General features: G+C 41.5%; 11 protein-coding genes. All 11 read left to right on the forward strand.

Annotated elements, in window-relative coordinates; genetic code table 11:
- Nucleotides 1-143: 143 nt before the first annotated feature.
- On the forward strand, nt 144-620 hold the full coding sequence (locus tag NSQ34_RS08170; protein WP_046311014.1) for a MarR family transcriptional regulator: 477 nt from the start codon (nt 144-146) through the stop codon (nt 618-620).
- Nucleotides 598-3,717 (forward strand): MMPL family transporter, encoded by a 3,120-nt coding sequence (locus NSQ34_RS08175; protein ID WP_176967429.1) that lies wholly within the window; start codon nt 598-600, stop codon nt 3,715-3,717. Before NSQ34_RS08170 ends, NSQ34_RS08175 begins: the two co-directional genes overlap by 23 nt.
- 28 nt (nt 3,718-3,745) lie before the next feature.
- Entirely contained in the window at nt 3,746-4,477 is a 732-nt protein-coding gene (locus NSQ34_RS08180; protein WP_176967428.1) for an SDR family oxidoreductase, read from the forward strand.
- Between the two features lie 73 nt (nt 4,478-4,550).
- Entirely contained in the window at nt 4,551-4,808 is a 258-nt protein-coding gene (locus NSQ34_RS08185) for a DUF3243 domain-containing protein (protein ID WP_041109118.1), read from the forward strand.
- Between the two features lie 131 nt (nt 4,809-4,939).
- Nucleotides 4,940-5,731 carry a DUF3388 domain-containing protein gene (locus NSQ34_RS08190; RefSeq protein WP_003211480.1) on the forward strand — a complete coding sequence of 264 codons (792 nt, stop codon included), beginning with the start codon at nt 4,940-4,942 and terminating at the stop codon, nt 5,729-5,731.
- Nucleotides 5,732-5,754: 23 nt separating this feature from the next.
- Complete coding sequence (locus tag NSQ34_RS08195) at nt 5,755-6,654, forward strand: helix-turn-helix domain-containing protein (protein WP_120206993.1); 900 nt, start codon at nt 5,755-5,757, stop codon at nt 6,652-6,654.
- A 73-nt stretch (nt 6,655-6,727) separates the two neighbouring features.
- The gene (gene pgsA / locus NSQ34_RS08200; protein WP_008358030.1) at nt 6,728-7,309 is read left to right on the forward strand and encodes a CDP-diacylglycerol--glycerol-3-phosphate 3-phosphatidyltransferase; all 582 of its coding nucleotides are present in this window, start codon (nt 6,728-6,730) and stop codon (nt 7,307-7,309) included.
- A gap of 16 nt (nt 7,310-7,325) precedes the next feature.
- Nucleotides 7,326-8,576, forward strand: a complete 1,251-nt coding sequence (locus NSQ34_RS08205; protein WP_041117442.1) for a competence/damage-inducible protein A — start codon at nt 7,326-7,328, stop codon at nt 8,574-8,576.
- A gap of 177 nt (nt 8,577-8,753) precedes the next feature.
- Nucleotides 8,754-9,797, forward strand: a complete 1,044-nt coding sequence (gene recA, locus NSQ34_RS08210; protein ID WP_034281901.1) for a recombinase RecA — start codon at nt 8,754-8,756, stop codon at nt 9,795-9,797.
- 308 nt (nt 9,798-10,105) lie between these two features.
- Entirely contained in the window at nt 10,106-11,668 is a 1,563-nt protein-coding gene (gene rny / locus NSQ34_RS08215) for a ribonuclease Y (RefSeq protein ID WP_003211958.1), read from the forward strand.
- A gap of 90 nt (nt 11,669-11,758) precedes the next feature.
- On the forward strand, nt 11,759-12,553 hold the full coding sequence (locus NSQ34_RS08220; protein WP_024424109.1) for a TIGR00282 family metallophosphoesterase: 795 nt from the start codon (nt 11,759-11,761) through the stop codon (nt 12,551-12,553).
- Nucleotides 12,554-12,575 lie beyond the last annotated feature (22 nt).

Consider the following 12,575-nt stretch of genomic DNA (forward strand, 5'->3'; position numbering starts at 1 on the left):
AGACAAACTCATATCGGCAGAGTTTGTCTTTTTTATGTTCATTGAAAAAGCCGCTTTATTTACGAGGATATTCATTGACATTTGTTTTGGATATTAGTTAAACTCTTTAATAGTTAAACACTTAAACTAAAAAGGAGCAGCGTATGGAACAAAATAAAATTGCCCAGCTCATCCAAAGGTATGCAGATGTCTATCTCTGGATGGAGAAAAAAGTCTCGAGTATGATCACTGAAAAGCTTGATAAAGAGCTGACACTTGATCAATATTACTCGCTTCGATACATCAATTTACATCCAGGGTGTACATCTACGGACCTTGCTTATGTATGTAATGTAAACAAAAGTGCTGTAACATCCATGACTAATCGTCTTTTTACGAAAAACTATATTTTTCGTGAACATGATCAAGCTGACAGAAGGAATGTTCACCTGTACGTCACGCCAGAGGGCAAAGAAGTGGTCAGCCGAATGGAAAAGCAGCTTCAAGACTTAGTTCGGTCTTATTTTGAAAAGCTTGAAGAAAAAGAAATGGAATCATTTATTCAAACATATGAAAAGATCTATCAAGTGATCATCGAAGAGGAGGCACAAAGTTCTAATGAGAGCAATCATAAAGGGTAGATGGCTGATCACGATCCTGTGGGTCGTATTAGCGGCAGTGTTACTCATCACCGCTCCTAATATGGCGCAATTAACAAAAGAAAAGGGGCAAATTTCTGTACCAGACGGCTATCCGTCCTCATATGCCAATCAGTTATTAAAGAAAATGTCTGAAAACGGCGATACAGAAAAATCAATCGTCATTGTCTTTCAAGAAAAGAACATTGTGAAAGAAAGAGAAACATCTTTAAAAAAGGCAATGGATATTTTAGAAAAGGATCAAGATCTCCACATAGAGGACATTACTTCTTACTTTGAAGCCAATAAAGATATCAAAAAACAAATGCTCTCTAAAGATCAAACGACACTCCTTGTTCCAGTTACATACGACTCAAACAAAATCAAAGCGTCCGATTTTAAAGAAAGAGTCAATGAAAAGCTGAAAAGCTTAAATCTGAAATTTGAAATGACAGGGCAGCCGTTAATTGATGATGATGTTATTACAAGTTCGCAGGAAGGCCTGAAGAAAACAGAATTCATTACGATTGGGTTTATTCTCGTTGTCCTTATTCTTGTCTTTCGGTCAGCTGTGGCGCCTTTCGTTCCGTTAGTCGCAGTGGCACTGTCTTACTTGGTGAGTCAATCAATCGTAGCTTATTTAGTGAAATATGTAGACTTTCCGCTCTCGACCTTTACTCAGATCTTTATGGTCGCGATCATGTTTGGAATTGGAACGGATTACTGCATACTGCTTCTCAGCCGCTTTAAGGAAGAGATCGCACACGGTAAAGATAAAATTGAGGCGATTCTGATTACGTATAAAACAGCAGGAAAGACCGTCTTATTCAGCGGAATTGCAGTGCTGATCGGCTTTACATGTATTGGTCTGGCACAATTCCAGCTTTATAAATCAGCTGTTGCAGTAGCAGTTGGGGTTGCTGTGCTCATTGTGGCTCTTCTCACGATTGTGCCGTTCTTTATGGCAGTTTTAGGAAAGGTGTTATTTTGGCCGATTAAAGGCGATATTGCCCATCCGCAGTCAAAAATGTGGGAAACAGCAGGTCGTTTTTCATTTAAGAAACCGCTTTTCAGCTTATTAATTGTAGGAATCATTACGCTTCCGCCAATTCTCATGTATAAAGGAACTCTTTCTTATAACAGCTTAGATGAAATTGGTAATAAATACGAATCGGTTAACGCATTCAATACCATTTCTGATAAGTTTGGACCGGGTGAAGCACTTCCGGCAACAGTGGTCGTGAAATCATCTGACCTTTTAGACAACAATGAAGGGCTGATTGCCATCGAAAAACTCAGCCGTGCAATTGAACAAACAGATGGGGTCAGTAAAGTGAGAAGTGCCACCCGTCCTGTCGGTAAAGGGCTGAGTGATCTGTACGTGAAATCACAAGCCAAAGAACTGAACACAGGACTTGATAAAAGCAATGAAGGCTTGAAAAACATCCAAGATGCACTGACGACAATGAGTCAATCCATTGAGGATCAAACACCGCAAATCAAATCATCAGGAAAAGGCATTAACAAATTGATTTCTGGTACAGAATCTGTGCAAACAGGGATTCAAAATGTTGAAAAATCCTTAAGAAAATTGCAAAACGGCATCGACCAAAATAAAAAAGGTGTAGCAGCCATTAAAGATGAAATCAAAGGTGCAAAAAAGGAATTAATGGCTCAAGTCGCACAAGTGAATCAGCAAGTTTCACTGTATAAAAGCATTTCCAAAGAATTAAAGGCAGCATTAGCGCAAGTGGATACGTCATCCTCTGCCGCAGCAGATGTAAAAGCGTTAATCAAACAAGCAAATACACAATTTAGTACCCTTGAAAAGCAAATCCCGCAGGTAAAAGAAAATCAATCGTATCAAGCGATTAAAGCTTCGTACAATGAACTTTCTGCGACTTTGCAAGAAGGGGCGAAACAGGCAGACAGCTATGCCAAACAAGCGAAAGAAGCTAGAAAGCAGCTTGAAGCAGTTGATGCCTTTATCGCAAAAGCTTCTGAGCAGCAAAAAGTCTTGACAAATCAAATCGATGAACTCATTGCTGGCTTAGATGCAGTTGAAAATGGACTGGATCAAACGTCTAAAGGTCAAGGACAATTAGCTGATAATATGCCAAAGCTTGCAAATGGAGCGGGCGACATCATGAATGGCCAAAAGCAAATGAAAGAAAAGATTGGCGGCTTTGGGGATAACCTGACCAAGCTGACAGACGGTCTGAACAAAAGTGTGAAAGGACTGGAGAAAATTTCAAGCGGCTTAATGGGTGCAGGTGACTACTTAGACGAACTGAAAAATGCACCAGATCAAGATATGGCCGGCTGGTTTATTCCAAAAGACGTCTTAAAAAATAAAGCATTCAAGCAAGTATTTGATTCATACATGTCAGATGATCGCAAGATGACAAAGCTTGATGTCATTTTAGAGAAAAATCCATATGGAAATGACGCTTTGTCGACGATTAAACAAGTGGAAGCTTCTGTTGAGCGGGCACTTCCTGAAACAAACCTAAAAGATGCGTCATTTGGCGTCTCAGGTGTATCAAGTATGAACGCTGATCTAAAACAGCTGTCAGACCAAGATTTCAATAAGACAGTTCTTTACATGATGATTGGTATTTTCCTTATTTTGGTGATTTTGTTCCGTTCGCTTGTCATGCCGCTTTACTTGGTAGGTTCACTCATATTGACTTACTTTACCGCAATCGGTGTAACTGAATTTATTTTCACCCATTTCTTCGGGTATCCAGGCATTAACTGGGCTGTGCCATTCTTTGGATTTGTCATACTAATGGCGCTCGGAGTCGATTATTCGATTTTCTTAATGGAGCGGTTCAATGAATATAAAACAAAAGACATTCAGTTTGCCATGACTGAATCAATGAAAAATATGGGATCTGTCATTATGTCTGCTGCTGTTATTTTGGCAGGAACATTTGCCGCCATGCTTCCATCCGGTGTGCTGTCTCTCTTGCAGATTGCAACACTTGTCCTCACAGGACTTTTACTGTACGCACTCGTTGTGCTACCATTATTCGTACCTGTGATGGTGAAATTGTTCGGATCAGCCAACTGGTTCCCATTTAAACGAAAAGAATAGGTATTCTATATAGAAAGAAGGAATCAATGTGACGAGTCGTTGGGCGCTGATAACAGGTGCCAGTGGCGGGATTGGGCAGGCAGCAGCGAAAAAGCTTGCCCAAGAAGGCTGCCATGTGATGCTCCATTATTATAAAAATGAACAGGCAGCTGTGCGCCTCGCCGCTCATTTGGATGAGGTATATTCCATTCAAACGCATGTCGTTCAAGCAGATTTATCTAAAACGGGCGGAGCAGATGAGCTTGTCAGCCGTCTGCCGCTCTGTCCAGATATTCTTGTTTTAAATAGCGGCAGGAGCCATGTCGGATTGGTGACAGACACAGAAAAAGACGTATTAGCCAGTATGGTGCAGCTTCATGTCACAAGTCCATATGAGCTTACCCAATCCCTTTTACCCGCTATGATTCAAAAGAAAGCAGGCCATATCATTGCGGTCAGCTCGATATGGGGAGAAACGGGAGCATCGTGTGAAGTGCTGTACAGCATGGTCAAAGGTGCGCAAAATGCATTTATAAAAGGATTAGCAAAAGAGCTTGCTCCAAGTGGAATTAGAGCAAATGCTGTCTCGCCAGGTGCTGTCAAAACTGACATGATGAATCGTTTTACGCAGGAAGACATCACAATGCTGGAAGAAGAAATTCCGCTTGGCCGGCTTGCATCCCCTGAGGAGGTTGCAGATGTCATTTGGTTTCTCGCCTCAAAACAGTCAAGTTATATCACAGGTCAAATTTTATCTGTCAATGGCGGCTGGTACTGTTAAAAAACGTGTATAATTCGTCTCTCCATGACAAAAGCTATGGCTGTAATTCATCTTTTCGAATGGAGGAATCGACATGTCTGTACTTGAGAACTGGGACCATTGGAAAAACTTTTTAGGTGATCGCTTAAATCATGCGCAGGATAAAGGTTTAGAAGGTGAGACCATCAATAACCTTGCGTATGAAATTGGCGGATATCTAGCTAACGAAGTTGAGGCAAAGAACGAGCAGGAAAGAGTACTTGCTGACCTTTGGAGCGTTGCATCAGAAGATGAGCAGCGTGCCATTGCAAATATGATGGTCAAGCTGGTTGAAAATAATAGCTCGCACTAAACAAAAAGAGAGGTCGTTTGTGCCTCTCTTTTTATTTTAACCGTTTCACAACATTGTGCTTTCTAAAAATGTGAAAATGCTTTATGATAAAGGAAGGTAAAAATTTGCCACAATGAAGGGGGTAATATCATTTGGCAAAGCTCGAATGGTATTTTGAATATGAGATACAGGTAAACCGTCCCGGACTTTTAGGAGACATTTCTTCTCTAATGGGGATGCTTTCAATTAATATTGTGACAATCAATGGTGTTGATGTATCAAGACGCGGAATGCTTTTACGCTGTGACCACACAGATCAAATTAAGCGGCTTGAATCAATTTTAAATACAATGGAAACGATAAAAGTAACGAAATTAAGACAGCCGAAGCTTCGTGACCGCTTAGCTGTTCGTCATGGGAGATACATACAGCGTGATGCGGATGACAAAAAGACGTTCCGTTTTGAAAGAGACGAGCTCGGTCTTCTTGTTGATTTTATGGCTGAACTCTTTAAAAAAGAAGGACATAAATTGATTGGGATTCGCGGAATGCCGCGTGTCGGAAAAACAGAATCAATTGTGGCTTCAAGTGTTTGTGCAAGCAAGAGATGGCTGTTTGTATCATCAACTCTTTTGAAACAGACGATCCGAAGTCAGCTGATCGCAGATGAATACAGCCCAGATAACGTCTTTATTATTGATGGGATTGTGTCGACAAGAAGAGGTTCTGAGAAGCATTTGCAGCTTTTAAGGGAAATTATGAGACTGCCGGCAACGAAGGTGGTCGAGCATCCAGACATCTTTATTCAAAATTCAGAATATACAATGGATGATTTCGACTATATCATTGAATTGCGGAATAGCGCAGACGAAGAGATTACATATGAACACGCTGAAGAACCACAAGTGTTTGATCATTCTGGTTTTTCCGGCTTCGATTTTTAATATGGTAATGGTAGGTGTTTGTTTTGACTGAATTGGGAAAACGGCTCGTTGAGGCCAGAGAGGAAAAAGGGATGTCGCTGGAGGATCTGATGGCGGCTACCAAGATCCAAAAGCGCTATTTGCTAGCAATCGAACAAGGAAACTATGATATTATTCCAGGTAAATTTTACGTCAGAGCGTTTATTAAACAATATGCCGAAGCCGTTGGACTGAATCCTGAACAATTGTTCGAAGAATTTCGTAAAGATGTTCCAAGCACGTATAACGATGAAGTATCTGATAAATTATCGAATATTAAGCCGCAAAGAGAGCTGCCAAAGCCTGCCTCGAAAGTGCTTGAACTATTGCCGACAATTTTAATTATTGGAGGCATCATTGTGGTCATCGCCATCATTTATGTGATCGTGCAGGCGGTCAATCATGATAGCGGACAGAAGAATAATCAGGCGGCCCCTCAGCAATCAGAATCTAAATATGAAGTATCTGAGGATTCATCTCTTGCAAAAGATCAAAAGAAAAAAGAAAAAGCTTCGTCAGATGATAAAGAAAAATCATCTAAAAAAGATGATTCATCAAAAGACGATGAAACTGTATCTTTAAAGGCGACGAATACAGAAGGCTCGACAACAACGTATGAAGTATCAGGTGCAGACGAAATGGAGTTAAAAATTTCTGCCTCGCAAGCTTCATGGCTGCGCGTAAGAGACGAATCTGGAAAAGTGCTGAAGATGGGTGAACTAAAAGATGGCGAATCGTTTAAAACAGACCTGTCTGATCTTTCTCAGGTCGATATCCGTCTAGGCAATGCGTCTGGAATTAATATCAAGGTAAATGACGAGACACTTAAGTACGAATTAGACCCTAAGAACACCATGACACAAAACATTGTGATTGTGAATAAAGGAAAGGAAAAGTCATCTTAAGCAAGTAGATGACTTTTCTTTTGTTCCTACTATTATATACATAAAAAATTGCATTATTGGAGGATTGGATTTCATGTTTAACTTACCGAATAAAATAACCCTTTCTAGGATCGCCTTGATCCCTGTTTTTATGATCATTATGCTTGCACCGCTAGATTGGGGTGTTGCACGCTTTGGCGACGTCAGCATCGAAGTGACGCACCTTGTTGGAGCGATCTTGTTTATCGTCGCTTCAACAACTGACTGGATTGATGGATACTACGCACGTAAGCTTAATTTGGTGACGAACTTTGGTAAATTTTTAGATCCGCTTGCAGATAAATTGCTTGTTTCAGCTGCTTTAATTATACTTGTTCAATACAACCTCACACCGGCATGGATGGCGATTGTGATCATCAGCCGTGAATTTGCTGTAACTGGTCTAAGGCTTGTATTAGCCGGAGGCGGTGAAGTAGTGGCAGCGAATATGCTTGGAAAGGTGAAGACATGGGCGCAGATCATTGCGATTTCAGCACTTTTACTGCATAACCTGCCGTTTGAACTTGTGTCATTCCCGTTTGGTGATCTAGCGATGTGGGTAGCGGTGTTCTTCACTGTTGTCTCAGGCTGGGATTACTTTGCAAAAAACTGGGAAGCTTTAAAGAATTCTAACTAAAAAGGACGTGTACGCTTTGAAGTCAGAGAGAAAAGCAGAAATTATTGCAGTCGGTTCCGAACTATTGCTTGGGCAAATTACGAATACGAATGCACAATTCATCAGCAAACAACTAGCCGAAATTGGTGTGAATGTTTATTACCATACAGCAGTTGGTGACAATCCAGAGCGTTTAAAACAGGCCATTCAGGTGGCGCAGGAAAGATCTAATTTTATTATCTTCTCAGGTGGTCTTGGACCAACCAAAGATGACTTAACAAAAGAAACCATTGCGAGCTCGCTTGGGAAAGAGCTTGTACTAAATGAAGAAGCATTTGAATCGATTCAAGACTACTTTCTAAAGACCGGACGCGTTATGTCACCGAACAACCGTAAGCAGGCACTCGTTCTAGAAGGGTCTGATGTGCTCGTGAACCGTTTCGGGATGGCCCCGGGTATGTTTGTTCAAGAAGACGATACGTTTTATATGCTTCTTCCTGGACCGCCAAGTGAATTGCACCCGATGTTTGAAAACGAGGCAAAGCCGCTGATTTCTGAGAAGCTTGGCTTAAAGGAAAAGATCGTGTCTGTTGTTCTGCGCTTCTTCGGAATCGGTGAATCGCAGCTTGAAACAGACCTAGAAGATTTAATTGACGCTCAAACGAATCCGACAATTGCACCACTCGCATCTGACGGTGAAGTGACGCTAAGGCTGACTGCTAAGCATGAGGATGAAAAAGAAACAGAGCGTCTGTTAAAAGAAACAGAAGCGCAAATTTTGGCGCGGGTAGGTGAGTACTTCTACGGATATGGGGATACATCACTTGTCCGCGAAGCATCCAAAGCCTTGCACGAGCACGGAAAAACAGTAGCAGCAGCAGAAAGCCTGACTGGCGGAATGTTCTCCGAATGGCTGACAGATCTCGAAGGAGCATCATCCATTTTGAACGGAAGTGTGGTTTGTTATACAAACCAAGTCAAGCAGCAGGTACTTGGCTGCCGGGAGGAAACATTGTCTTCTCATGGTGCTGTCAGCAAAGAGTGTGCTTTAGAGCTTGCTGAAGGAGTTAGAAAGCTGACCGGAAGTGATATTGGCATTAGCTTTACGGGTGTAGCAGGACCTGATACCCAAGAGGGTCAGCCTGTTGGAAAAGTGTTCATTGGACTATCTACGAAAGACCAGACGGACGTGTTTGAATGGATGTTTACAGGCAGCCGGTCGGGCATTCGAAAGCGTGCTGTGAAATATGGTCTGCATCACTTACTCAACTTATTAAAAGAGAGTTAATTTTGTTTTTTGTTAGGTTTACTCCTTTATAAAAGAGCGTTTTTTCTAATAGAAAATACTCTTTTCTTAAAAAATCTGCCAAGAAAAAATCGAATATGTGTTCGTTTTTTTCTTGGCAAATGACGTAAAACAAGGTATAGTATAGATAGTGGAATTGATAAAGGAGGAAACAATAGAATGAGTGATCGTCAAGCAGCCTTAGATATGGCTCTTAAACAAATAGAAAAACAGTTTGGTAAAGGCTCTATTATGAAACTAGGAGAGCAAACAGATACACGTATTTCAACAGTACCTAGTGGTTCGTTAGCACTTGATACTGCGCTTGGAATAGGCGGATATCCCCGCGGCCGTATTATCGAAGTATATGGTCCAGAGAGTTCTGGTAAAACGACAGTAGCCCTTCATGCCATTGCTGAAGTTCAGCAGCAGGGAGGACAAGCTGCATTTATTGATGCAGAGCATGCACTCGATCCAGTTTACGCTCAAAAACTAGGTGTCAACATTGATGAACTGTTACTTTCTCAGCCGGATACAGGAGAGCAAGCACTTGAAATTGCAGAAGCTCTTGTCCGAAGCGGGGCAGTTGATATTGTTGTTATTGACTCTGTAGCTGCTCTTGTACCAAAAGCAGAGATTGAAGGAGACATGGGTGATTCACACGTTGGTCTTCAAGCACGTTTGATGTCCCAAGCGCTCCGTAAACTATCAGGTGCCATCAACAAATCAAAAACAATTGCCATCTTTATCAACCAAATTCGTGAAAAAGTTGGTGTCATGTTTGGTAACCCTGAAACAACGCCTGGTGGACGTGCGCTGAAGTTCTATTCGTCTGTTCGTTTAGAAGTGCGCCGTGCTGAACAGCTGAAACAAGGCAATGACATTATGGGGAATAAAACGAGAATTAAAGTGGTCAAAAACAAAGTAGCACCTCCATTCCGTATTGCCGAAGTAGACATTATGTACGGTGAAGGGATCTCAAAAGAGGGAGAAATCATCGACCTTGGAAGCGAGCTGGATATCGTACAAAAGAGCGGTGCTTGGTATTCTTACCAAGAGGAACGTCTTGGACAAGGGCGTGAAAATGCGAAACAGTTCCTAAAAGAAAATAAAGATATCATGCTGATGATCCAGGAGCAAATTCGCGAACACTACGGTTTGGATACAAACGGAGTGAAAGCAGCTGAAGAAGAAGGACAAGAAGAATTGGAGTTTAATGACTAAAAAGACTAAAAGACGCTGAAAAGCGTCTTTTTTTTACATTTACATGACAGCTGGCAGGTCAAAAGTTCTGTCTTTGCTTGAAATAACGACTTACGCCTCAGTCTGACTAGCTTGACAAGTATTTCCGACACAATTACAATGGGAATGTATCACTTGTTTTTCTTAACATGATTGATAACTAATTTAAACTTGACAAGGGCAGTGAGGATCTCATTCCCTGTGAAGGCCCTGTATGTTGAGACACAAAACAATGTACATGCCGACACTTTATTTGTAAAACCAAGTTCATAGCAAGAGGAGGTGAAAATATGTCGCCTACGATGTTTACGATCATCTCCATTTTGCTGAGCCTAATCTGTTTAGTTGTTGGCTACTTTGTTCGTAAAACCATTGCAGAAGCAAAAATATCCGGCGCAAGAAACATGGCCGAACAAATTGTTGAGGATGCAAAGCGTGATGCGGAAGCATTGAAGAAAGAAGCGCTCTTGGAAGCGAAAGATGAAATTCATTCGTTTCGTGTAGAGGCGGAGCAAGAAGTTCGTGAAAGACGAAATGAGCTTCAAAGACAAGAAAACCGTTTACTTCAAAAAGAGGAAAATCTTGATCGCAAAGACGAATCTTTAGATAAACGGGAGTCCCTGTTGGAGAAGAGAGATCATTCTCTGAATGAACGACAACAACATATTGAAGAGATGGAAAGCAAAGTGGATGATATGATTCGTTTGCAGAAAGCCGAGTTGGAACGTATTTCAAGTCTAACTCGAGATGAAGCGAAACAAATCATTCTGGATCAAGTTGAAAATGAGCTTTCCCACGACATTGCAGTCATGACGAAAGAATCTGAAAACCGAGCGAAAGAAGAGGCTGACAAAAAGGCGAAAAACATTCTTTCACTTGCGTTACAGCGTTGTGCAGCTGATCATGTGGCTGAAACAACGGTATCTGTAGTCAATCTTCCAAATGATGAGATGAAAGGTCGTATTATCGGACGTGAAGGACGAAATATCCGTACGTTAGAAACGTTAACAGGTATTGACTTGATCATAGATGATACACCTGAAGCTGTTATACTATCGGGCTTTGATCCGATTAGACGTGAAACAGCGAGGATAGCTCTGGACAAGCTAGTCCAGGATGGCCGCATTCATCCTGCACGAATTGAAGAAATGGTGGAAAAATCACGCCGTGAAGTCGATGATTATATCCGCGAGATGGGTGAGCAAACGACATTCGAAGTCGGAGTTCACGGTCTGCATCCGGATCTGATCAAAATTCTCGGCCGCTTAAAATTCCGTACAAGTTATGGACAAAATGTCCTGAAGCATTCAATTGAGGTTGCACATCTTGCAGGTCTCATGGCTTCGGAGCTTGGAGAAGATGCAAAGCTTGCAAAACGAGCAGGTCTTCTGCATGACATTGGAAAAGCCATTGATCATGAGGTAGAAGGAAGCCACGTAGAAATTGGCGTTGAGCTTGCGACGAAATATAAAGAGCATCCTGTTGTCATCAACAGTATTGCCTCTCACCACGGTGACCAAGAACCGACATCTATTATCGCTGTTCTTGTTGCGGCAGCTGATGCATTATCTGCAGCACGCCCTGGTGCAAGAAGTGAGACACTTGAAAATTACATTCGGAGACTTGAGAAATTAGAAGATATCTCTGAATCTTATGAAGGTGTTGAAAAATCGTTTGCGATACAGGCTGGACGTGAAGTACGTATTATGGTGAAGCCAGATTCAATTAATGATCTTGAAGCTCACCGTCTAGCAAGGGATATTCGTAAGCGAATTGAGGACGAGCTCGATTACCCTGGTCACATTAAAGTGACAGTCATTCGAGAAACTCGCGCAGTAGAGTATGCAAAATAGAGCGGTGCGCTTAGCGCCGCTTTATTTTTTTGTGTAAATATGCAACACTGATAAGAAGATCAATTTAAAAGAGAAAGGGTTCAAAAGCGCATGAAAATATTATTTGTTGGAGATATCGTCGGTTCACCTGGCAGAGACACACTGAAAGAATACTTGCCAAAGCTGAAGAAAAAATATCAGCCGCACTTTACTATTGTCAACGGAGAAAATGCTGCTCACGGGAAAGGTCTAACTGAAAAAATCTATCATGAGCTGCTGCAAGCAGGAGCTGATGTGCTCACAATGGGTAACCATACATGGGATAAAAGAGACATTTTCGATTTCATCGATGATGCAGCAAATATGGTCCGACCTGCTAACTTCCCAGAAGGCACACCTGGAAAAGGTCTCACCTTTATTAAAAAACAAGGAAAAGAACTGGCTGTCATCAACCTGCAAGGACGTACGTTTTTACCGCCAATTGACTGCCCATTTCAAAAAGTAGATGAATTAATTGCGGAAGCATCCAAACGGACACCGTTTATTTTTATTGATTTTCATGGTGAAGCCACAAGTGAAAAGCAGGCGATGGGCTGGTATACAGACGGCCGTGCATCATGTGTCGTTGGAACGCATACACATGTTCAAACAGCAGATAACCGCGTATTGCCTAAAGGAACTGCGTATATTTCAGATGTCGGGATGACAGGACCTTATGATGGCATTTTAGGTGTTGACCGAGAAACGATCATTAAACGATTCAAAACAAGTCTCCCAGTCCGGTTTGAAATTGCAGAAGGCCGCACGACGTTAAGTGCAGTAATCGTAGAAATTGACGAACAGTCGAAAAAAGCTGTCAAAATTGATCGAATTTTGATAAATGATGACCATATTTTCTTTGAATAAATGTTCACATATTTATTTCAGA

The sequence above is a fragment of the Bacillus sp. FSL P2-0069 genome (assembly GCF_038593315.1).
GTDB lineage: Bacteria > Bacillota > Bacilli > Bacillales > Bacillaceae > Bacillus > Bacillus safensis.